At 56.5% G+C, this 22,718-nt stretch carries 21 protein-coding genes, 1 tRNA gene and 1 pseudogene; 12 read left to right on the top strand and 11 right to left on the bottom strand.

Features of this window, described 5'->3' with window-relative positions; all coding sequences use genetic code 11:
* Positions 1-18: 18 nt before the first annotated feature.
* Positions 19-1,677 (bottom strand): 2-isopropylmalate synthase, encoded by a 1,659-nt coding sequence (gene leuA, locus V7665_RS00520; RefSeq protein WP_335662577.1) that lies wholly within the window; start codon positions 1,675-1,677, stop codon positions 19-21.
* Between the two features lie 337 nt (positions 1,678-2,014).
* On the opposite strand from leuA, the gene V7665_RS00515 reads away from it, so the two are divergent.
* Positions 2,015-2,557: a YHS domain-containing (seleno)protein gene (locus V7665_RS00515; protein WP_335662576.1), complete on the top strand. Its 543-nt coding sequence runs from the start codon at positions 2,015-2,017 to the stop codon at positions 2,555-2,557.
* A gap of 124 nt (positions 2,558-2,681) precedes the next feature.
* Positions 2,682-3,110, top strand: a complete 429-nt coding sequence (locus V7665_RS00510) for a BLUF domain-containing protein (protein WP_335662575.1) — start codon at positions 2,682-2,684, stop codon at positions 3,108-3,110.
* On the opposite strand, the gene ilvC is transcribed toward V7665_RS00510, so the two are convergent.
* The 4 genes from ilvC to miaA form a co-directional block, all read right to left on the bottom strand.
* A complete protein-coding gene (ilvC, locus tag V7665_RS00505; protein WP_335662611.1) occupies positions 3,107-4,171 on the bottom strand; it encodes a ketol-acid reductoisomerase in 1,065 nt (354 codons plus the stop codon). The two genes, V7665_RS00510 and ilvC, sit on opposite strands and share 4 nt — an antisense overlap.
* Before the next feature lie 78 nt (positions 4,172-4,249).
* Positions 4,250-4,765 carry an acetolactate synthase small subunit gene (gene ilvN, locus V7665_RS00500; RefSeq protein WP_335662610.1) on the bottom strand — a complete coding sequence of 172 codons (516 nt, stop codon included), beginning with the start codon at positions 4,763-4,765 and terminating at the stop codon, positions 4,250-4,252.
* Positions 4,765-6,510, bottom strand: a complete 1,746-nt coding sequence (locus V7665_RS00495) for an acetolactate synthase 3 large subunit (protein WP_335662574.1) — start codon at positions 6,508-6,510, stop codon at positions 4,765-4,767. The genes ilvN and V7665_RS00495 overlap by 1 nt, the downstream gene beginning before the upstream one ends.
* Before the next feature lie 120 nt (positions 6,511-6,630).
* On the bottom strand, positions 6,631-7,566 hold the full coding sequence (gene miaA / locus V7665_RS00490) for a tRNA (adenosine(37)-N6)-dimethylallyltransferase MiaA (protein WP_335662573.1): 936 nt from the start codon (positions 7,564-7,566) through the stop codon (positions 6,631-6,633).
* Here miaA and serB point away from each other — a divergent pair.
* On the top strand, positions 7,559-8,440 hold the full coding sequence (gene serB / locus V7665_RS00485) for a phosphoserine phosphatase SerB (protein ID WP_335662572.1): 882 nt from the start codon (positions 7,559-7,561) through the stop codon (positions 8,438-8,440). The two genes, miaA and serB, sit on opposite strands and share 8 nt — an antisense overlap.
* Positions 8,441-8,447: 7 nt before the next feature.
* Here serB and V7665_RS00480 read toward each other — a convergent pair whose 3' ends face one another.
* A complete protein-coding gene (locus V7665_RS00480) occupies positions 8,448-9,500 on the bottom strand; it encodes an SPOR domain-containing protein (RefSeq protein ID WP_335662571.1) in 1,053 nt (350 codons plus the stop codon).
* A gap of 260 nt (positions 9,501-9,760) precedes the next feature.
* On the opposite strand from V7665_RS00480, the gene V7665_RS00475 reads away from it, so the two are divergent.
* Genes V7665_RS00475 through V7665_RS00465 form a run of 3 tightly spaced genes read left to right on the top strand, consistent with a single transcriptional unit; the run spans position 9,761 to position 12,662 of the window.
* Entirely contained in the window at positions 9,761-10,483 is a 723-nt protein-coding gene (locus V7665_RS00475) for a ParA family protein (protein ID WP_335662570.1), read from the top strand.
* Positions 10,484-10,500: 17 nt separating this feature from the next.
* On the top strand, positions 10,501-11,157 hold the full coding sequence (locus tag V7665_RS00470) for a hypothetical protein (RefSeq protein WP_335662569.1): 657 nt from the start codon (positions 10,501-10,503) through the stop codon (positions 11,155-11,157).
* Positions 11,158-11,216: 59 nt separating this feature from the next.
* A complete protein-coding gene (locus V7665_RS00465) occupies positions 11,217-12,662 on the top strand; it encodes an SPOR domain-containing protein (protein ID WP_335662568.1) in 1,446 nt (481 codons plus the stop codon).
* 30 nt (positions 12,663-12,692) lie between these two features.
* Here the strand turns inward: V7665_RS00465 and V7665_RS00460 are convergent, their stop codons facing one another.
* Genes V7665_RS00460 through V7665_RS00445 form a run of 4 tightly spaced genes read right to left on the bottom strand, consistent with a single transcriptional unit; the run spans position 12,693 to position 16,510 of the window.
* Positions 12,693-13,913, bottom strand: a complete 1,221-nt coding sequence (locus V7665_RS00460) for a dihydroorotase (protein ID WP_335662567.1) — start codon at positions 13,911-13,913, stop codon at positions 12,693-12,695.
* Entirely contained in the window at positions 13,910-14,902 is a 993-nt protein-coding gene (locus tag V7665_RS00455; RefSeq protein ID WP_335662566.1) for an aspartate carbamoyltransferase catalytic subunit, read from the bottom strand. Before V7665_RS00455 ends, V7665_RS00460 begins: the two co-directional genes overlap by 4 nt.
* 22 nt (positions 14,903-14,924) lie before the next feature.
* On the bottom strand, positions 14,925-15,389 hold the full coding sequence (gene ruvX / locus V7665_RS00450) for a Holliday junction resolvase RuvX (protein WP_335662609.1): 465 nt from the start codon (positions 15,387-15,389) through the stop codon (positions 14,925-14,927).
* Positions 15,386-16,510: a DUF3089 domain-containing protein gene (locus V7665_RS00445; RefSeq protein WP_335662565.1), complete on the bottom strand. Its 1,125-nt coding sequence runs from the start codon at positions 16,508-16,510 to the stop codon at positions 15,386-15,388. The genes ruvX and V7665_RS00445 overlap by 4 nt, the downstream gene beginning before the upstream one ends.
* A gap of 128 nt (positions 16,511-16,638) precedes the next feature.
* Here V7665_RS00445 and gatC point away from each other — a divergent pair, with 128 nt between their 5' ends.
* The 5 genes from gatC (at position 16,639) to tig (ending at position 21,773) form a co-directional block, all read left to right on the top strand.
* Positions 16,639-16,926 (top strand): Asp-tRNA(Asn)/Glu-tRNA(Gln) amidotransferase subunit GatC, encoded by a 288-nt coding sequence (gene gatC / locus V7665_RS00440; RefSeq protein ID WP_335662564.1) that lies wholly within the window; start codon positions 16,639-16,641, stop codon positions 16,924-16,926.
* A gap of 100 nt (positions 16,927-17,026) precedes the next feature.
* A complete protein-coding gene (gene gatA, locus V7665_RS00435; RefSeq protein WP_335662563.1) occupies positions 17,027-18,511 on the top strand; it encodes an Asp-tRNA(Asn)/Glu-tRNA(Gln) amidotransferase subunit GatA in 1,485 nt (494 codons plus the stop codon).
* Between the two features lie 2 nt (positions 18,512-18,513).
* Complete coding sequence (gatB, locus tag V7665_RS00430; protein ID WP_335662562.1) at positions 18,514-20,001, top strand: Asp-tRNA(Asn)/Glu-tRNA(Gln) amidotransferase subunit GatB; 1,488 nt, start codon at positions 18,514-18,516, stop codon at positions 19,999-20,001.
* A gap of 91 nt (positions 20,002-20,092) precedes the next feature.
* Positions 20,093-20,177, top strand: a tRNA-Leu gene (locus tag V7665_RS00425).
* Positions 20,178-20,234: 57 nt separating this feature from the next.
* On the top strand, positions 20,235-21,773 hold the full coding sequence (gene tig / locus V7665_RS00420) for a trigger factor (RefSeq protein ID WP_335662561.1): 1,539 nt from the start codon (positions 20,235-20,237) through the stop codon (positions 21,771-21,773).
* 45 nt (positions 21,774-21,818) lie between these two features.
* Here tig and V7665_RS00415 read toward each other — a convergent pair whose 3' ends face one another.
* Complete coding sequence (locus tag V7665_RS00415) at positions 21,819-22,430, bottom strand: ATP-dependent Clp protease proteolytic subunit (RefSeq protein ID WP_335662560.1); 612 nt, start codon at positions 22,428-22,430, stop codon at positions 21,819-21,821.
* Positions 22,431-22,576: 146 nt separating this feature from the next.
* Here V7665_RS00415 and clpP point away from each other — a divergent pair.
* Positions 22,577-22,718: pseudogene (clpP, locus tag V7665_RS00410) on the top strand (ATP-dependent Clp protease proteolytic subunit); the annotation flags it as partial.

The raw sequence follows: 22,718 nt of genomic DNA, 5'->3' as shown, positions 1-22,718 counted from the left end.
GTTATTTTAATTGACCACTTAAATCCGGTTGACGGCGCTGAGCAAGGCCTCGACCGACGCGGTGGCGACATCGCTGTTGATACCGACACCATAGAATTCTTTGCCATCGCCGGTTTTGCATTCAATATAAGCGGCGGCCTGCGCATCCTTGCCCGAACCCAGCGCATGTTCGTTATAGTCGATGATTTCGAGCGACACGCCAAGCGCCGAAGAAACCGCGTCAACCACGCTGGAAATCAGGCCATTGCCGCGACCGCTGACCGCGATTTCACCCTCGGGTCCCTTGATCTTGCCGACAAAAATACGTTCGCCGCCGGTCGCCCGCTCATCATAGTCGATCAGACTATAGGGGCCGCTGCCATCGAGATGATAGCGTTTCTGGAAAGCATCCCAGATGTCATCGGAAGACAGTTCCCGGCTCGTTTCGTCGGCCAGTTCCTGCACCGTCCGGCTGAAATTGGCCTGCAGCCGTTTCGGCAGTTTCAGCCCGTGGTCCTGTTCCAGGATCCAGGCGATCCCGCCTTTGCCGGACTGGCTGTTGACCCGGATGACGGCTTCATAATCCCGGCCGAGATCGCGCGGATCAATCGGCAGATAGGGGACGTTCCAAAACTCGTCATTGCGCTGTTCCTGCGCGGTAAAGCCTTTCTTGATCGCGTCCTGATGCGACCCGGAGAAAGCGGTAAAGACCAGTTCCCCGGCATAGGGATGGCGAGCCGGAACCGGCAGCTGATTGCAATATTCAACGGTCTTGACGATTTCATCCATGTTGGAAAAATCGAGTTCAGGATCAACGCCTTGGGTGTAGAGATTCAGACCCAATGTCACCAGATCGACATTGCCGGTGCGTTCGCCATTGCCGAACAGGCAGCCTTCAACCCGGTCCGCACCGGCCATCAGGCCCAGTTCGGATGCGGCAATGCCCGATCCCCGGTCATTGTGGGTGTGCAGGCTGATCACGACATGCTCGCGCTTGCTGATGTTGGTGCACATCCACTCGACCTGATCGGCGTAAATATTGGGGGTGGCCGCTTCGACCGTCGCCGGCAGGTTGAGGATCAGCGGTTTTTCGGTGGTCGGCTCGATGATCTCCATCACCGCTTCCACCACTTCCAGACTGAAATCCAGTTCGGCGGTCGAGAAAGTTTCCGGCGAATATTCGAAATGCCAGTCGGTATCGGGATATTTCTCGGCCTGTTCGCGCAAGATGGTTGCGCCTTCCCGGGCAATATCCTTCACGCCCTGCTTGTCGAGCCGGAACACGACATCCCGCCAGGCAGGGGACACCGCATTGTAGAGATGGACAATCGCCGCCCGCGCGCCCTCGAGGCTGGCAAAGCTGGTTTCGATCAGGTCGCGGCGGGACTGGGTCAAGACCTGCACCATGACGTCATCGGGGATTTTGCCCGATTTGACGAGGCCGCTGATAAAATCAAAATCGGTGGCGCCGGCGGACGGGAAGCCAACCTCGATCTCCTTGATGCCGATCTTGACCAGCAGATCGAAGAAACGCTGCTTCTTCTGGGCATCCATCGGATCGATCAGCGCCTGATTGCCGTCACGCAGATCGGTGGACAGCCAGCGCGGCGCCTTGTCGATGGTGCGCGACGGCCATTGCCGGTTGGGCAGGTCGATTTGCGGGAACGGACGATATTTTTGCGACGGGTTCTGGTGCATGGCTTCACTCTTATGCTGCTGGAAATTGCGCGCAAGGCACAAATTCGCGGGTTTGCTTATATTTTCTGGAAAATCGTCCCTTAGGCGGGGTGCTGCGCATTTTTGGCAGCAGCAACGGTACGCCTAAGGGCGTATAAGTCGTAGCAGCGAGAGAGCTTTTAACCTCGTCATGAAAAGCTTTTTATCTGGACGGCCAGATAAATCAACCTTGCTGGTGCAAATTTTTTTGTCTCCCATGAAACCTTTTTGACCGGAGCGTCGAAATCAGACTGAGTTTAACGATATGATGGCGGGCCAGCCCGCCTTGCAGAATTTGGAATTTGAGAAGGAAATCTAGATGAAAATATCCCTAGTCGCCATTGCCCTATTGGCAACCAGCGTTGCCGCCTGTTCTGGCGAACCGGCATCAACCAATGAAACGGGCGAGGTTGCGGCCGCGTCCTCTGGTCTGATTGCTGATCTGGGCGGCGAATCCCGCGGCCCTGTCTATACGAAAAATCAGGGCGAGACGCTTGCGCTATCCGGCTATGATGCCGTCAGCTATTTTATCGACGCAGCGCCGGTCAAGGGCAGTGCTGATTTTAAAGTGCGTTATCAGGGCTTTGACTATCATTTTGCCAATGCCGAAAATGCAGCAATATTTCAGGATAATCCGATGAAATATGTGCCGCAATATGGCGGCTATTGCGCCTGGGCGATCGGTGCCAATGATGCGCTCGCGCCGGGTGATCCCGAGGTGTACAAGATTGTCGACGACAAACTATATCTCAACTTCAGCAAGGATGTCGCCAGGCGGTGGCAAGTGGATATCCCGGGCTTCATCAAAAAAGGTGATAAAAATTATCCGACCCATGATGCAAGCGAACATTATACCAGCTGAAAACAGGCCAGTCTGAAAATCGCCAGGGCGGTGGGAATCTTCCCGCCGCCCTTTTTCTTTTGAGTCGCAATATTTTAAGATTGTTGATTTAAAAGCATATTGCACCATCAAAGGAATGACGGGAATGTATCGCCTGGTTTACATCAGCAGCCCAACCCGCGAGATGAATGACGACGAGGTCCATGACCTTTTGCGTCGTGCCAAAATCAACAATGACCGGGATGGTATAACCGGAATATTGATCTATGATCGTCGGCGCTATCTTCAATATCTGGAAGGGGACGAAGCCAAGGTTGAGGCAACTTTTGCCCGGATTTCAATTGATCCGGGTCATCGGGCCATCATCCGTTTGCAAAGCGGAACAACCAGCCGCCGACAGTTTCCAGGATGGGCGATGGCCGCAAAAATGTCTGCCGATGACAGAAGTCTGAAAGACTCTGTCGAACGACTGGTGCAAAATTGTGATCGGGAAGTTGCGACTGAATTGCTGAAATTCGCCGAAGCGCGGGACCGGGTGGCCTCGCTTAAGGCCACCCGTCTAGACCGGATCTAGTTTTTTTCTTTGTCGACCAGCTTGTTCGCGCCAATCCACGGCATCATCGCCCGGAGCTGCGCGCCGGTTTCCTCGATCGGATGCGCGGCCGCTGCCTTGCGGGCGGCTTTCAGTTCCGGCTGTCCGGCCCGATTGTCGAGCACAAAATTCTTCACGAAACGTCCGGATTGAATATCCGCCAATATCCGCTTCATCTCCGCCTTGGTTTCGGAGGTGATAACCCGCGGACCACTGGTGATATCGCCATATTCTGCGGTATTGGAGATGGAATAGCGCATATTCGCAATCCCGCCTTCATAGAGCAGGTCGACGATCAGCTTGGTTTCATGCAGACATTCGAAATAGGCCATTTCCGGTGCATATCCGGCTTCGGTCAGGGTTTCGAAACCTGCCTGGATGAGATGAGTGATCCCGCCGCAGAGCACAGCTTGTTCACCGAACAGATCGGTTTCGCATTCTTCGCGGAAATTGGTTTCGATAATACCCGAGCGTCCGCCGCCTACGCCTGAGGCATAAGCCAGCGCTACATCATGGGCATTGCCCGAAACATCACGTTCAATCGCGATCAGGCAGGGTACACCGCCGCCGCGCTGATATTCGCTGCGCACCGTATGACCAGGACCCTTTGGAGCGATCATGATGATGTCGAGATCTGCGCGCGCTTCGATCAGGCCAAAATGGATGTTGAGGCCATGGGCGAAGGCGAGAGCAGCGCCTTCTTTCATATTGGCGTGCAGGTCATCGGCATAAATCGCCGCCTGATGTTCATCGGGCGCGAGAACCATGACGATATCGGCCCATTTTGCGGCATCGGCGTTGGTCATGACCTGGAACCCGGCCGCTTCGGCCTTTTTCGTGGTCGCAGAGCCGGCACGCAGCGCAATGGCGACGTCCTTGACGCCGCTATCGCGCAGGTTCTGGGCGTGGGCATGCCCCTGGCTGCCATAGCCGACAATCGCGATTTTTTTTCCGGTGATCAGGCCGAGGTCAGCATCGGCGTCATAATAGACTTTCATATTCTCTTTTCTTTCCTTTTTTTTGTCATGCTGAACTTGTTTCAGCCTCCATAGCAAGGCCCGCGTGAGCCGTTGGGTAGATCCTGAAGCCAGTCCAGAATGACGGTTTGACTAAATTCGATATTATCCGGCGTTCGGTCCACGTCCGACCGCGACGACACCGGTTCGTCCGACCTCGACGAGGCCGACTTCCCGCATCAGCGCGACAAATGTTTCAATCTTCTCCGGGGCGCCGGTGATCTCGAAAATGAAGCTTTCGGTCGAGGCATCGACGATCCGCGCGCGATAGGCGTCGGCGAGCCGCATTGCCTCGATCCGGTTCTCGCCTTTGCCAGCAACCTTTACCAGCGCCAGTTCCCGCTGCACATGCGGCCCGGATTCGGTCAGGTCACGAACGCTGTGCACCGGCACCAACCGGTCGAGCTGTGAGATAATCTGCTCGATCACATGGGGCGGCCCGTTGGTGGCGATGGTGATCCGGCTGATCGCATGATCTTCGCTGATGTCAGCCACAGTCAAGCTCTCGATATTATAGCCGCGCGCGGTGAACATTCCGGCGATCCGCGCCAATATGCCAGCCTCATTGTCGACCAATACGGCAAGAACGTGCCGTTCTACGGCTTCTTCATGAATATGCATCACACTAGCGCCTTTGCTTGGTCGTCCATCGTACCTTTTACATCCGCTGCCGTTAGCAGCATTTCGGTATGGGCGGCGCCGGACGGGATCATCGGGTAACAATTTGCCAGTTTGGCAACGCGGCAATCGACCATGACCGGGCCGTCGGTTTCCAGCATTTTCTGGATTCCGGCGTCAAGATCAGCAGGGTCATCAATACGGATACCGGTCCAGTCATAGCTTTCCGCCAGCTTCACAAAGTCTGGCAAGCTATCGCTGTAACTGTTTGAATAACGGCTTTCATAGGTCAATTCCTGCCATTGGCGGACCATGCCCATATATTCATTGTTCAGGATGAATATCTTCACCGGCAGTCGATATTGGGTGGCTGTACCAAGTTCCTGGATATTCATCTGAATCGATGCTTCGCCAGCGATATCGATAACCAGCGCATCAGGATTGCCCAATTGCGCGCCAATGGCGGCGGGCAAGCCATAGCCCATCGTGCCGAGACCACCGCTGGTCAGCCATTTATTGGGATTTTCAAAGTCAAAATGCTGGGCCGCCCACATCTGGTGCTGGCCGACTTCCGTGGTGATGATCGGTTCGCGATCGTGGGTCGCTTCCCACAGCTTACGAATAGCCAGTTGCGGCATGATTTCCTCTTTGCTTTCAGGATAATCAAGGCAGTTGGTTGCCCGCCAGCCGGTGATCCGTGACCACCATTCGGCATGTTCCGGAGTGGCAAAGCGGCGGCCCTTGAGCACCGCGATCAATTGTTCCATCACCCGGCCAACGTCGCCGACAACCGGCAGGTCGACTCTTACGGTCTTGTTGATCGACGAACGATCGATATCGACATGGATTTTCTTGCTGTTCGGCGAAAAGGCATCGAGCCGGCCCGTGATACGGTCGTCAAAGCGCGCGCCGAGGCACACCACAAGGTCGGCCTTGTTCATCGCCATATTGGCTTCAAACGTACCGTGCATGCCGAGCATGCCGAGCCATTTGTCCGATGACGCCGGAAAGGCACCCAGCCCCATCAGCGTCGAGGTCACCGGGCATCCGAGCAATTCGGCCAGTTCCCGCAGGGTTTCGCTGGCCTTTGGTCCGCTGTTGATGATCCCGCCGCCGGTATAGAGAATTGGCGCTTTCGCATTCATGATCATTTCGGCAGCGGCGTTGACCGCCTTGAAATCGCCCTCGGTCTGGGGCTGATAGCGGGAATGGCCAGTGGCGACATTGCGGCTGAATTCCGCCGCTGCGACCTGGACATTTTTGGGAATGTCGATGACCACTGGACCCGGGCGGCCCTTGGTCGCGATGTGAAAGGCTTCGCGCACGACATGCGCGAGATCCGACGGCTTTTTCACCAGATAATTATGCTTGGTGCAATGGCGCGTGATGCCGATCGTATCGGCTTCCTGAAAGGCGTCTGTGCCGATCAGATTGGTAGCGACCTGGCCGGTGATGACGACCATCGGGATACTGTCCATCAGCGCATCGGTAATACCGGTGACGGCGTTGGTCGCGCCGGGGCCGGATGTCACCAGCACGACACCTGGTTTTCCGGTGGAACGGGCATAGCCTTCTGCAGCATGAGTCGCCGCTTGCTCGTGCCGGACCAATATATGCTTGATCTTGGGATGCTGATAAAGCGCATCATAAATGGGAAGCACAGCACCGCCCGGATAGCCGAAAACGGTATCCACTCCCAGGTCCAGCAAGGTTTCGACCAATATATCGGCGCCGCTTTTTTCGGCCACATCATGCTCCATTAACTGTCTGTTTTGCGCTGTTTGCCCGCCATGATGCACTGCAACACAATAGGCAAGGCTTTGTTAATCCGGGGGCTGGCTACATATCGGAATATATTATGTCAAGGGCTAATGGCGTAATAATATTTCAATTATATCTTCATTATCGTTACATAATAACTGCTCTACCCGCTGCCATTCCGCCGGGCTCTGGTTGCGGAACCAGGTATATTGGCGCTTGGCATATTGCCGCGTTGCGGTTTGCGCCCGCTCCACTGCGACTTCCCGGCTTGTGTCACCGGCCAGCCAATCGGCGATCTCAGCAACTCCGATCGCCCGCATGACCGGCAGATTGGCCGGCAGATTGCGCGACAGCAGGCGCTCCACTTCTTCCCGCGCCCCCTGTTCTATCATCTCGTGCAATCGCAAGTCACAGCGCTGGTACAACCATTCACGCGGCGGCAGCAGCACCAGGGGATGCAATTTGATTGTGTCGCCAATGCCGCCAACCTTGTTCCTTTGCCAATGGTCCAGCGGCTTGCCGGTTGACCGAACCACTTCCAGTGCCCGCTGGATGCGGGTGGTGTCCGCCGCATTCAGCCTTTCCGCCGAGACCGGATCGAGACCCTGCAGCGCCTGATATGCTTCCAATGTTTCCAGTTTTCTGATGTCCTGCCGGATTGCCGGATCGATTTCCGGAATCGGCGCGATGCCATCGAGCAATATCCGGACATACAGGCCGGTCCCGCCAACCAGTATCGGCAATATGTCGCGCGCATGGGCTGCGGCAATTGCCGTCTTGGCGTCATCGGCCCAGCGCGCTGCAGAACAGGCCTCTTGGCCATCAATATAGCCGAAAAGCTGGTGTTCGATGCCGTCCATTTCCTCATCTGTCGGCCGCGCGCTCAAAATAGTGAGGTCGCGATAGACCTGGGCGCTATCGGCGTTGATGATCACCGAGGGTTGCTTTTTGGCAATCTCCAATGCCAAGGCGGATTTACCGCTGGCCGTCGGGCCGACGACCAGCGCAACATTTCGGTCCTGTTTCGGAGAAATCATGTTCATCGCCACGCTCATAGCAAAATTATCCCTGAATGAGAGAGATATTCAATCGGCGATTGCCAGTCTCGACGCGTCCGGTGCCACGATCACCCGTCAGTCCGACAGGATCGACGGGCGGGCGCTGGATATTTTCTTCGAGGGGGACCCTGTTACCGCGCGCGCCCATCTCGAAAATATGGCCGGGGAAATCGATATCGCGGTGCAACCGGAAGCAAACCGCTTAAAGAAACTGCTGATTTCCGACATGGACAGCACGATGATCACCATCGAATGTATCGATGAACTGGCCGACTATGCGGGCATCAAGACGCAAATCGCCGCGATTACCGAGCGCGCGATGCTCGGCGAGCTGGATTTTGAAGAAGCGCTCCGCGGCAGGGTGGCGCTGCTCAAGGGCCTGGATACAACGGCCATCCAGCAATGCCTGGATGAACGGGTCAAAATCATGCCCGGTGCAGAAATTCTCGTCCGGACCATGGCGCAGGGCGGTGCGGCGACGATTCTCGTATCAGGCGGGTTTACAAGATTTGCCAAGCCTGTCGCGCAAGCCATTGGATTTGAATCTTTTCATGCCAATATTCTCGGAGAAGGCGAGGGTGTCCTGACCGGGGCTCTCGACGGACCGATAGTCGATTCGAGCCGCAAGGATGAATTGCTGCAATCGGGCGCCCAGGCGGCGGGGCTGCCCCTGGAATTATGCATGGCGGTCGGGGATGGTGCCAATGATATTCCGATGCTGCAACGGGCTGGCCTGGGCATCGCCTATCATGCCAAGCCGAAGGCGGCACAAGCCGCCGACGTGGCAATCCGATATAATGATTTGACGGCGCTGCTATATATTCAGGGCATTGCCGCAGACCAGTGGATCGCCAAATAAGCGCGTCCTAGCGCCGTTTTGAAATGCAATCTTTACCAGCGGCTTTGACGCTGCTGCACATCGCTTCCGCTTGCGCCTGGGTTGCAAAAGGCCCTGCCTGCAATCGGGTGATGCCGCCAGCCTTGACCAGATAAGGCTGCAATCCGGCCAGCGCAGAAACGCTCTTTTCGAGGCTGTTCCAAAGGTTTTTGGCGTTATCCTCATCGCTAAACGCCCCCAGCTGGACACGCCAGTCTCCGCTTGCCGCAGCGCTGACCGGAGCCTTCGTCGCAACCGGTGCTGCGGGCACCGGTTTCGGAGTGGCTGCATAGGTTACGCCGGGAGCGATCGGGCCCGGTGTCGGAACTGGGGCGGGCGTCGGAGCTGGATCGGGCGTCGGAGCTGGATCGGGCGTCGCCGGGCCAGAGGGCGGCAATTGCGCGGTTTGCACGACTCCAGTCGACTGTGCTGGCCGCAGGCCGCCAATTTGTGCGGTTCTGACGCGCTTCTCGTCCTGTTCCATCTGACCGGCCAGCTCGATGGCGCGCCGCCGGTCTTCAATCGGGATGAAGCGATCCATCTGGGCAAGATTGGTGGTTGCTTGCGGCAGTTGCTGCGCCGAAGCGCGGGTCATCAGCGCATAAGCCTTGATCCAGTCTTTTTCGACAAAATCGCCGTTAAAATAGCCGGTACCCAGAACATATTGCGCCCGCGGTTCCCCGCGTTCGGAAGAGGCTTGCAAATAGGGCAAGGCTTCGCTGCGGCGGTTGGCCTGGAACAGCACCAGACCATAATTGTCATTGGCTTGAAGATGTCCCTGATCCGCAGCCTTCTTGTACCATTTTTCCGCCTGTCCCAGATCCTGAGGAACGCCGCGGCCCAACTTATACGCTTGCCCGAGATTGAACTGTGCATCGGCATCGCCTTTGTCGGCAGGTCCGCGCCATTCGTTGATCGCTGTTTGAAAATCGCCACGCCCCCATGCATCGACGCCAGCCTTTACATCCGCCAAGGCCGGTGCCGACACCAGAATTAGCGCCATGCCGAGCAACGGAGCGATGGAATGATGGGCTTTTTTCATGGAATATTCCTTGGTAATCAATTTTCAAAAATCTGCGATATCAGCCGTTTGCATGGTGCTAAACTGCCGGGACTCTTCAAGTCTAGCAAAAACTGGAGAGGCCGTTCAGGAATCCTGTGCCGAGATGGTGTAAATTATATTATCATCCGGGCAAAATTCGCCTCGAACTTGTTAACCCTATTTTAGACCTGTTCTGTCACAAAAGCAGCCGAATAGAAATTTTCGGGCAACTTCTGCCGTGATTGAACAAGGGGAATAGCGTGCGAGTTCTAGCAATGGCTTCGCAAAAGGGAGGCTCCGGCAAGACAACATTGTCGGGTCATCTGGCTGTACAGGCACAATTGGCCGGGGCTGGCCCCGTCGTATTGATTGACATCGATCCGCAGGGATCCTTGGCCGACTGGTGGAACGAGCGGGAAGCCGAATTACCGGCATTTGCGCAAACTACGGTTTCGCGGCTTGCTGCGGATCTGGCGATATTGCGCCAACAGGGTTTCAAGCTGGCGGTCATCGATACCCCGCCAGCCATCACCATGGCGATCCAGAGCGTGATCTCGGTTGCAGAACTGATCGTTATCCCGACCCGCCCGAGTCCGCATGACCTCAGAGCCGTCGGCGCCACCGTTGACCTGTGTGAACGGGCTGGCAAACCCCTGCTGTTTGTCGTCAATGGCGCTACCCCGAAAGCCAAGATTACTTCGGAAGCGGCTGTAGCCTTGTCTCAGCATGGCACTGTCGCACCGATCACCGTTCATCACCGTACCGATTTTGCCGGCTCGATGATCGACGGCCGTACCGTGATGGAAGTCAACCCCAACAGTCGGTCAGCGCAAGAGGTTGTCCAACTTTGGTCTTATATTTCTGACCGGCTTGAGAAAAATTTCCGCCGGACAATTTTCAGCGCTCCGACGATGGCACAGAATGTCAACGCCGGCATGCCCAGGTCAGGCGGCAATTTTGGCCGCCGCGTGGTTGGTTCGTGATGGCAGAGGCTGAAAAAATGAGCGAACCGAAACCATTTGCGTCTCTTTCATCGAGCTTGCTGGCCCGAAAAGGCGGAGCAAAGCCGGCGATGCGTCGCCAGGGATTCTCTAATTTCCCTGATCAATCGCCCGAGCAATTTGGTGAAACACATGAGGATCTCGGCTGGAATGACATGGGTTATGATGTTGATTCCGATCATGACGCGCATCCGATTGAACATCTTCACCATAATCCTCTGGCCGGAGCGATTCCGAATCCCAATGCCGCTGTGCGCCAGCAACAGGAAGAAATTGCAGCAAAATTGGGCACCAAATCTGTTCTTGAAACAACCACCGAGGCAGAGGAAGAAGCGGCGATCACCGTGCCCGGGCCATTGTCGATTTCCCGCGAAGTTCAGCCACTGGTAGAAAACTCAACACTGGTGGAAGCGGACGTTATTCACGAGCGCGAAATCGAAAAACCACGCCCGGCGATCAAATCGAGGACCCGGAAGGCAAAAACGGCGTTCACGCTTCGTCTGGACCCGGAACGGCATTTGAAATTGCGGTTGGCCACAGCGGTAAAAAACGTCTCGGCGCAGCAATTGGTAACCAAGGCTGTGGACGAATATTTGAGGACTATCCCCGAACTAGATGATCTGGCCGAGCGCGTTCCATCGCGCGGAGCTGCCTGAACGAGGCTCGAAGAGAATTTTGCACGGAAAAGACTGACTTTTAATGCGAGGGCATAGAAATGAAACGCGATCTGATTTTGAAAATGGCTGCTTCCTCCATGGTGTTTGCCACCGTGTTGACCGGTTGCGGCCCCTTTGGCGGCGGCGCCGTCGCATCCATGTCGAGCAAGCCGGCCACGGTTAAAGATGGCGCGAAATATGCCAAGAAAGCCGAAAAGGCATTGGCGAAAGGCGATCTTGAACAAGCGATTGCCTATGCCGAGCGTTCGGTCGCTGGCGTTGGTAGCGATCCTGAAACACGGGCGCTGCTCGGGCAGGCCTATTTGTCCGCCGGTCGTTTGGCCTCGGCGGAACGCAGTTTTCTGGATGCCATGGAACTGGGCAAGACCGATGCGCGCACGATCCTGAGCCTCAGCCTGGCGCAATTGGGTCAGGGCAAGGCGGACAAGGCGAAAGCGCTTGTCATCAATAATCGTCAATATATTCCGGCCGCTGACTATGGTCTTGCTCTGGCGCTCACCGGTGACACCAAGACTGCGATTGAAGTTCTGGAGCAAGCAATCCGAGAATCCAATGTTACTGGCCGTACCCGCCAGAATCTCGGCCTCGCTTATGCTTTGGACGGTCGCTGGAAAGAGGCCAAACTGATGGCGGTGCAGGATGTGGCACCGGCAGCGGTCAATGACCGGGTCATGCAATGGGCCCAGATGGCCCGCCCCGGCGCTTATGAAATGCGCGTTGCGACGGTGCTCAACGTGTCTCCGGTCGCAAATGATCCGGGTCAACCGGTTCAGCTGGCTCTAAAGCCCAGCTACGCACCGGCAAATGTCGCAGCAACTGCCGATGAAGATTATGGACGCGAAGTGGCCAGCTTTGATCGCAACAGCCCGCTGCCAGCCATTGGCCCTGCGCCAAAGGCCGGGAATGATGTGGATTTCCTGGCCAAGGAAAATAATGTCAAAGTGGCGTCTGTGGCCGTGCCAGCCAGCAATGCTACGGCACAGGCATCAGCCGGTATTCCGGTAATCAAGGCACAGTCCGAACCGGCTCGCGTTGCGCCGCCAACAAAATTTGTTGTTGAAAGCAATATGTCGGCGTCGGCAAGAACCGCTGCTGTTCATGACTCATCTGCGGCCAAAGCTGTGATGCAGAGAACGTCCTATCAGCCAGCCTCGAAAACCGTCACTTCGACATCGGGGACCCATTTGGTGCAACTCGGTGCTTTTTCTTCGGCCGAGGGCGCCAAGCGTGCCTGGGGGATATTGTCCGCCAAAAATAACGATCTGCGTGCTTTCGAATATGCAAGATCGCGGGTCAACGTGAAGGGTCGGACTTTATACCGATTGGCTGCAATCGGCTTTGGCAATGCGCAAACAGCCGAAGCCATGTGTTCCGGTATCAAGGCCAAGGGCGGCAATTGTATCGTGCGCCATGCTACAAGCGTCAACAAAGCCGCGCCATCGCGCATGGCTAGTCAGGCTGTGAAAAAGCTGGCCTCACGCTAGTCCATTCAAAATTGCGATAGAGGCGGCGCGCTAATAGGCTCTGCCGCCTTTATATATTGCCGTCACCCGGCCCTGCACGGGAAGCCCGTCAAACGGCGTATTGCCGGCGGCAGCAGCCATTTTGCGGGTATCGACCTGCCATGGGCTGTCCTCGTCGATCAGGATGAAATCTGCTTCATATCCCGGTCGCAGCAGCCCTGCCTCGACCCCCAGGATTTTTGCAGGATTGGCGGACAAAAGCTCGAACAGGCGACCGAACGAAACAATATCATCGCGGACCAGTGTTAATGACAGAGCCAGCAATGTCTCCGCCCCTGCCATGCCCGGGGCAGATTCGGCATAGGGCAGGCGCTTGTCCTCGGGGCCTCGTGGATCATGACCCGAAGAAATCACATCAATTGTCCCGTCTTTCACCGCTTCGACACAGGCCAGACGATTTTCTTCGCTCCGCAACGGCGGAGAAAGCCTCGCAAATGTGCGAAAATCGCTGATTGCGATATCCGACAACAGCAGATGGGCAGGGGTGATGCCGCAGGTCACTGGCAGCTTTTCAGATTTTGCCGCGCGAATCAGCGTCAGGCCGTCGGCAGTGGTAACCTGACGAAAATGGATCTGGGCGCCGGTTTCGCGGACCAGCGCGATATCACGGGCGATCGAAACAGCTTCGGCCGCAGCGGTCGCGCTGGCCAGGCCCAGACGGGTTGCGGTTTCTCCATTGGTCGCGACAGCACCTGCGGTTAGACCGGCATCCTCACTGTGGACAATCAGCGGCAAATCCAGTGATTTGCAATATTGCAGCAGCTTCAGCATGATACCGCTATCGGCAATCCATTGTCGGCCGGTGGCAACGGCCTTGGCACCCGATCGCTTCATCAAGCCGATCTCTGCCAGCTGCGTGCCCGACAGCCCCTTGGTTGCAGCAGCGATTGGATGCGACCAGAGGTCCGGCTTGCCTTCGACGGCATTATGTTTGATCATCGCTGGCAGATCGAGAACGGGCGACTGATCGGGCATCAATGCGGCCCGGGTAATGCCGCCAAAGCGAAAGGCCGGCTTGTCGATCGCGAAAATGCCCAGATCGACGATTCCGGGCGCCAATATCCTGCCCTTGCAGTCGATTTCTTTGCGCGGTTCATCATTCGAGACATCATCCGCCGAAGCGATGCGATCACCGTCGATAATCAGGCTGCCCTCTTTAGGCTGTTTCTCATCCGGCAAAATCAGGCGTGCATTGGTGAAAATCTGTTTCATGACCAACCCTCCACGCCGCGGGACTTGCGGGTCAGGATATCGAGGCAGGCCATCCGCACGGCGACCCCCATCTCAACCTGTTCGGTGATCGCGGAATGTTGCAGATCATCGGCAACGTCGCTGTCAATTTCCACTCCCCGGTTCATCGGCCCCGGGTGCATCACCAGCGCATCTTTGTTGGCGAGCATCAGCCGTTCCCTCGTCAGTCCATAGAGATAATGATATTCGCGCGGGCTGGGGATGAAATCACCGTTCATCCGCTCGTTCTGGAGCCGGAGCATCATCACCACATCGCTGCCTGGCAGCGCCTGGTCAAAATTTGTGAAGACCTCGACATTGAACCGGTCCAGCGCGGCGGGCAGCAGCGAAGGCGGCGCGCAAACCCTCACTTTTGCGCCAAGCGTGGTCAGGCAATAGATATTGGATCGCGCTACCCGGCTGTGCATCACATCGCCGCAGATGGTGACCGTCAAACCGCTGATCTCGCCCTTGCGGCGCTGGATCGTCAGCGCGTCGAGCAGCGCCTGGGTCGGATGTTCGTGGCTGCCATCGCCGGCGTTGAGCACCGGACAATCGACCTTGTCGGCGATCAGTTGCACCGCGCCGGAGCTGCCGTGGCGGATGACAATCGCATCGGCCTTCATCGCGTTCAGGGTGACCGCCGTATCGATCAGCGTTTCGCCTTTTTTGATGCTGGATTGGGCGGCGTGCATATTGACGACATCTGCGCCCATGCGTTTCCCGGCAATCTCAAAGGACAGCAGCGTTCTGGTGCTATTTTCGAAAAACGCATTGATGACGGTCAGGCCATCCAGCTTGTCGGCATGTTTGCTGGATTTCTTGTTGAGATCGACCCATTGCTTGGCCTCTTCCAGCAGGAATAATATCTCCCAGGGCTGCAACCCGGCGATGCCCAATAGGTGACGATGAGGGAAAGCATCCGATCCGGTGGGAAACTGATGCGGTGAACCTGTTTGCTGCGATGTCATTAAAGCGGGAGCTATAGAGGCATCATGCCAGCGCGGCAAGCCTGTCAATGGCACCTTGCAAAATATAGGCAGCGGCCATCTTGTCGACGACCTTGGCCCGTTTTTTCCGGCTGACGTCCGACGCAATCAGATCACGGGTGACCGCCTGCGTGCTCCACCGTTCGTCCCACAATAAAATAGGCAGGCCCAGCGGCTTCAGATTTTGTGCAAATGACCGGGCCGCCTGGGTCTGCTGGCTCTGGCTGCCATCCAGATTGAGCGGCAGGCCGGCCACGATCCCGACGATATGCTGATCAGCAATCACCGTTTTGATTCGTTCGAGATCCTTGGAAAATTTGCGCCGCTCAAGGGTCTCGGCAGCGGTGGCGAAGGTCCAGTGTGAATCGCACAGGGCCATGCCGACCGTTTTTGTGCCGATATCCAGACCGAGCAGCCGACCGCCATCCGGCAGGGCCTCGGCGAAGGCAGCGACATCATCCGAGATCAGCGAACCGGAAATGACGCCATCCTCCGCCGCGCATCCGCGCGTATATTGGCCCAGAACAGGCTATAGTCGTACACATGGTAATTGTTGCCGGGCAGGGCATAGGGACCGATTTCGGGTGGGTCGCCGATCAGCAGAAAGCCCCGCTTGTCGCATCTTGCCGGGACTGATCCGGCGACCAGAGTCGCTTCGCGCAGATCTTCATTGGGCACCAGAGTTCCCAGATTGGCGGTGGCCAGGGCAGACGAATCAATATCACCATTGATCGGATTGCTGCACAGCAGCTTGCTATCTTTGCGGGGTTTGCCATTGAAACCGATTGTCATGTCATAGACTGTCAGGATTCGGCCATAATCGGCGGGTTCGGCAAAGCTCTGCCAGCTCAATATGCAGCGGGTCTGGTCCGGTGCTGCGCAGATATCGAGACCCATTTCCGGGATATCAGTGTCCACCGAAACCGGCCAGCCAGCGACATATGCGGCAACAATGCGGTTGGCGAGCGGCGTGCCCGCGACCCGGTCCTTGAGCAAATTGGTCAGATGCAGGCTGCCCTGGCTGTGCCCGGCCAATATGATCGGCTGATCATCCGGGATTTGCGTGATAAAATAGTCAAACGCCGCCAGCACATCCTGATAGGCGGCATCGAGCGCTTGCTGGCCTTCCGGCTTTGTGGTGAGAAACGCACCCATGGTCGCCTGTCGGTAGCGTGGTGCCCAGACATCACCGATGGCGTTGAAGGCACTCGCCTGACCGCGCAGGAATATCCGGGCACGGGCCTGTGATTCCTTGTCATCCAGCGGCGCATTCCAGCGGTCTTTGTCCAGAAAAGAGGTCGGGTGAATGAAAAATACGGCGGCTTTCTTGCCCTCCGGCAATGCTGGCTCGGCATCTTCATATCCTTGCGGAAGCCAGAGCGCCGGGTTGCCCTTGACCAGTTCGGGGCGGGCCAGCCACATAAGTGGATCGGCGTAGACATTGGTTTCAAGCACTTCCTGGGCGGTGAATTCGGTGTCGGGCACAAAGGCCACTTCCATCAGTTCGTCGCCATAGAGGCGAAAAACAAACGCGCCGGCGAGCACCAGGATGACCATGCTTGCGACAAAATATAGAAACTTACGGGCCAAATGATACTCCAACCAGGTCGCTGCTGCTTCAATCCGCTTGAAGCCGCTCCGCGCCGGTGCTAGCGGCGCTCGGTACACAATTTAATTCCGAAATACCCGAAAAAAGATGAACTGAAAAAGAATGAGTCATGTCAATCGATAAGGAAACCGTCAAAAAGATCGCCAGCCTCTCGAGGATCGCGATTACCGAAGCCGAAGCGGATGCCTTCGTGCCCGAGCTCAACCAGATATTGGGTTGGGTCGAGCAACTGGGCGAAGTGGATTGTTCGAAGGTGGAACCGATGACGGCGGTGATCCCGAACAAATTGCGGCTACGCGAGGATGTCGTCACCGACGGCGAAATCCGCGACAAGATATTGGCCAATGCGCCGATGGCCGAACATGGCTTTTTTGCCGTTCCCAAGGTGATCGAATAATGATTCTGTCGAAAGAAACACCGTTCGCCCTGAGCCTGTCGAAGGGCCACGCGGCACCAACCAATGTTTCGACAAGCTCAGCACGAACGGAGCCAGCGCTATGACCGCTATATTTGAACTGGGTATCGCCGATATCCGCAGCGGGATCGTGAAGGGTGATTTCACCGCAAAGGAAGTCGCAGAGACGTTCATTGCGCGGGTCAGCGCCGCGAAACCGTTGAATGCCTTTCTGGTCGAGACGCCGGAACATGCTCTGGCGGCAGCAGAGGCAACCGACAAGGTCAAGGCTGCGGGCGAAACGCTCGGCAAGATGGCTGGCGTGCCGATCGGCATGAAGGACCTGTTCTGCACCCAGGGCGTGGCGACCACTGCCGCCAGCCTCATTCTCGAAGGCTTTGTTCCGCAATATGAATCGACGGTTTCCGCCAACCTGTTTCAGGCCGGCGCCGGCATGCTCGGCAAGCTTAACATGGACCAGTTCGCCATGGGCTCCTCCAACGAGACCAGCGCCTTCGGCAATGTGATTTCGCCCTGGCGGCGCAACGATGGCGGCAATAGCGACCTGACCCCTGGCGGTTCGTCCGGTGGCAGCGCGACGGTAGTTTCTGGACGCATTGCGCCCGCAGCAACCGGCACCGATACTGGCGGCTCGATTCGCCAGCCCGCCGCCTTCACCGGCATTACCGGGTTCAAGCCAACCTATGGCCGCTGCTCGCGCTGGGGCACGATCGCCTTTGCCAGTTCGCTCGATCAGGCGGGGCCAATGGCCCATGATGTCCGCGATTGCGCGATTATGCTCGGCGCCATGGCCGGTTTTGATGCCAAGGATTCCACCTCGCTGAACCTCCCCGTCCCCGATTGGGAAGCGGCGCTCAGCAGCAATCTGGCGGGCAAGAAAATCGGTATCCCCAAGGAATATCGGGTCGAGAATATGCCGGCTGAAATCGACGCGCTGTGGCAGAAGGGCATCGAGATGCTCAAGGATGCCGGCGCAACCATCGTTGATGTCTCGCTGCCGCACACCAAATATGCATTGCCGGCTTATTATATCATCGCGCCTGCCGAAGCCTCATCCAACCTCTCGCGCTATGATGGCGTGCGCTACGGCCTGCGCGATCTGCCGGATGGGGCAGGGCTGCAGGACATGTATGCCGCGACCCGCGAAGCCGGTTTCGGACCGGAAGTGAAGCGCCGGATCATGATCGGCACCTATGTGCTGAGCGCCGGCTATTATGATGCTTATTATACCCAGGCGCAGAAAGTCCGGACCCTGATCTCGCAGGATTTCGACAAGGCCTGGAACAGCTGTGATCTGCTGCTGACCCCGACCGCGCCAAGCGCGGCCTTCGGCCTCGGCGAGAAAATGGACGACCCGCTCGCCATGTATCTCAATGACGTGTTCACCGTGCCCAGCTCGCTGGCCGGACTGCCCGCGATCTCGGTTCCGGGCGGACTGGACGGCAAGGGCCTGCCGCTGGGCCTGCAGATCATCGGCAAGGCGCTCGACGAACAGAGCGTGTTTAACGCAGGTCTGGCAATCGAAGAACGCGCTGGATTTGTCGCGAAACCGGAGCAGTGGTGGTAAAAATGACCGAATCAACATATCGTATCCAGGGCGGAACCGGCGAATGGGAGGTCGTAATTGGCCTCGAGGTTCACGCCCAGATCACCTCCGAATCGAAGCTCTTTTCCGGGGCTTCCACAGAATTTGGCGCGGAACCGAATACCCAGGTCAGTCTGGTTGACGCGGCGATGCCCGGCATGTTGCCGACGCTGAACGGCGAATGCGTCCGTCAGGCGGTACGCACCGGTCTTGCGATCAACGCCCAGATCAACAAATATTCGCGTTTCGACCGGAAAAATTATTTCTACGCCGATCTGCCGCAGGGCTACCAGATTTCCCAGCTCTACCATCCGATCGTCGGCGAAGGCGTGATCCAGATTTCGCTCGACGAGAAAGACCCGGATGCCCATGGCAAGGCGATTGGTGTCGAGCGTATTCATATTGAGCAGGATGCCGGTAAGCTGATGCACGACCAGCATCCAACCATGTCCTATGTCGATCTCAACCGCTGCGGCGTCGCGCTGATGGAAATTGTCTCCAAACCGGACATGACATCGCCCAAGGAAGCGGCGGCCTATGTCCGCAAGCTCCGTTCGATCCTGCGCTATGTCGGCAGCTGCGACGGCAATATGGAACAGGGCTCGATGCGCGCCGATGTCAATGTCAGCGTGCGCAAGCCCGGCGGCGAGCTCGGCACCCGCACCGAGACCAAGAATGTCAACTCGATGCGCTTCATCCAGGCTGTGATCGAATATGAAGCGCAGCGTCAGGTCGATCTGATCGAGGACGGCGGCACCGTGGTTCAGGAAACCCGGCTGTTTGACCCCGACAAGAATGAAACGCGGTCGATGCGCTCGAAGGAAGATGCGCATGATTATCGCTATTTCCCCGATCCCGACCTTTTGCCGCTGGAACTGGAAGATGATTTCATCTTCGACTGCAAGGCCAGCCTGCCGGAACTGCCCGACGAAAAGCGTGCGCGTTATAAGAATGTCCTTGGTCTGAGCCCCTATAATGCGGCGGTCCTGACCGCCGAGCATGAAACCGCTCTGTGGTTCGAACAATTGCTCGAAACCACCGACAAGCCGGAGGAAATCGCCAGCAGCGCTGCCAACTGGGTAACATCGGAACTATTCGGCGCGCTCAACCGCATGGGCGTCGGCATCGAGAATAGCCCGGTTTCCCCGGCGCAGGGCGCCGAACTGCTTAGCCTGGTTGCCGATGGGACCATCTCTGGCAAAATTGCCAAGCAGGTATTCGAAATCATGCTCGAAACCGGTGAAGGCGCCAAGAAAATCGTCGAAGAACAGGGGCTGGTTCAGGAATCCGACACCGGCGCGATCGAGACAGTCATCGCCGAAGTGATGGCGGCCAACGAAGACAAGGTCAGCCAATATCGCGGCGGCAAGGACAAATTGTTCGGTTTCTTCGTCGGTCAGACGATGAAGGCGATGCAGGGCAAGGCCAACCCGCAGGTGGTGAATGAATTGTTGAAGAAGCTGCTGGGCTAAGTCCTTGGCAAACCCCTCTTGCCCTCCACGCGCCTTTACGCTAGGCGCGCGGGTCAATCGTACTTCGATAGTATTTTGACGACGTAACTGGGCGGGCGTGGCGGAATTGGTAGACGCGCCAGATTTAGGTTCTGGTATCTTCGGGTGTGGGGGTTCGAGTCCCTTCGCCCGCACCAAGTTAGTTGCAAACTTTATCGAAAAAACACCGAATATGAAGGCACCAAAGGATAGTCATGCAGATTGTTGAAAAGCTGAACGAAGGTCTGAAGCGGGCCTATGAAATCAAGATTACCGCGAAAGATATTGAATCGCGGGTTGAAGCCGAAGTGCAGAAAATGGCACCGCAGGTGAATATGCCCGGCTTCCGCAAAGGCAAGGTTCCGGCCAATCTTGTGCGCAAGATGCACAATGATGCCCTGATGCAGGACGCGCTCTCCAGCACGATCCAGGAAAGCATCGAAAAAACCATGACGGACAACAAGCTCCGTCCGGCGATGCAGCCCAATGTGAATCTCGACGAGGGCTATGCGCCTGGCAAGGACGCGACCGTCAAGCTGGATCTGGAAATCCTGCCGGATGTTCCGACACCGGATGTTGAAGGTCTGAAGCTGGAGCGACTGCAAGTCGAAGCGGACAAGAAAACCGTAGATGAGGCCCTGCAGAAATTTGCCGAGAGTCAGAAGCAGTTTGAAACCGCAGCCAAGTCCTACAAGGCTCAGGTCGGCGACCAATGTCTGATCGATTTTGAAGGCAAGGTCGACGGCGTGCCGTTTGATGGCGGCAAGGGCGAAGGCATGGCGATCGAATTGGGCTCCGGCCGTTTGATCCCGGGCTTCGAAGACCAGTTGATTGGCAAGAAAGCCAATGACGAAGTTCTCGTCAAAGTGACCTTCCCGGATGACTATAATGTCGAAGACTTGAAGGGCAAGGATGCCACGTTCGATGTTGTCATCGGCGAAGTGCAGAAACCGAAGGTCGCCAAGGCCGACGACGAAATGGCCAAATCCATGGGTCTGGAAGGTATCGATCAGCTGTCCGAACTGCTCAAAGGGCAGATCGAGCAGGAGCTTAACGGCCTGACCCGTACCCACATGAAGCGCAAGCTGCTCGATCAGCTGGCTGCCAGCCATGATTTTGAAGTACCACCGAGCATGGTCGAAGCCGAGTTCAGCCAGATTTGGCAGCAGCTTGAGCAGGAAGCCGCGCAGGAAGAAGATTCCGAAGCCGCTCGCAAGGAAATGGAAGACGAGAAGGACGAATATCGCGACATCGCGGTACGCCGTGTCCGTCTCGGATTGCTGCTTTCAGAAATCGGCCAGGCCAATGGCGTCGAAGTCAGTCAGCAGGAAATGTCGATGCTGATGCAGCAGGCGGCGCAGCAATATCGTCCGGAAGACCGCGACCGGTTCATCCAGTATATCCAGCAGGACCAGATGGCCGCTGCCCAGCTTCGTGCACCAATGTATGAAGACAAGGTCGTCGACTTCCTGTTCGACAAGGCGGAAGTAACCGACCGCAAAGTCACCCGCGAAGAACTGGAAGCCGAGATCGAGGCAGAAGACGAAGCGGAAACCAAGCCAGCTGCGAAGAAAAAAGCGCCGGCGAAGAAGGCTGCTGCCAAAAAGGCTCCAGCCAAAGCTGAAGCAGAAAAGGCGCCAGCCAAGAAAGCTCCGGCCAAGAAAGCACCGGCAAAAGCTGCTGCTGATAAAGCTCCGGCCAAAAAGCCTGCGGCGAAGAAAGCTGCAGCGAAGAAGCCAGCTGCCAAGAAATAATGAAAATATCTCGCCGGACGGGTTGTGCCCGCCCGGCGAGGAATATCAGAAGCTGACTTCGTTGGCTTTGTTGATCACCGTTCCCAATATGCCATATTCCTTGGCTTCTTTGGTCGACATCCAATAGTCGCGATCGATGTCCTTGAGGACGCGTTCCAGTGACTGTCCGGTTGCTTCGGCAATTTTATGGGCAATCCGTTCGCGCATTTTGACGATTTCTTCAGCCTGGATGGCAATATCGGAAGCCTTGCCGCCAGCGCCACCGGATGGCTGATGGATAAGAAAACGGGTATTGGGCAGGCAGAAACGCTGCTCCTTGGGAACGCCCAGGAAAATATGCGTCGCGATGCTTGCCACCCAACCAGTGCCAACCACGGCAACAGGAGATTCGATATAGTTGATCAGATCATGGAGCGTATCACCGGATTCGACGTGGCCGCCGGGTGAGTTGATCATCAGGCGAATCGGATCATGGCTGACATGATCAAGATAGAGAATTTGCGTGGTCACCCGTTCGGCCATTTTCTGATCGACGCCACCAAATATAAGCACGGTTCGCGTTTCGAGGAATTTGTTCATCATCATCGCCGTCGGATTCGGCCCGTCGCTTTCCTCTTCGTTAAAAGCTGGTGGAATAGATGGTGAAAATACGGACATGAAGTTCTCCTGAAAACGAGGGATATAGTGTTTGAAATCCTCTTAGACCGAGGATAAATCGCGCGCAATGTCATGTTGATGCAATCGGGGGTTGATTGCGCGGCTCAGAGTCCAGATATAGGCTGTCATTAGATAAAGGAAATTTCATGAACCCGTTTGATTTTGGCGAACGCAATCCCGTTGTGGACGCTCTTGTTCCGGTTGTTATCGAACAATCCAACCGTGGCGAACGCAGCTTCGACATTTTCTCGCGCTTGCTGCGTGAGCGGATCGTATTTGTCACCGGAC

It is taken from the genome of Parasphingorhabdus sp. (assembly GCF_036964675.1).
In the GTDB taxonomy this organism is placed as follows: domain Bacteria; phylum Pseudomonadota; class Alphaproteobacteria; order Sphingomonadales; family Sphingomonadaceae; genus Parasphingorhabdus.
This window is presented reverse-complemented; position numbering and strand designations above follow the sequence as displayed.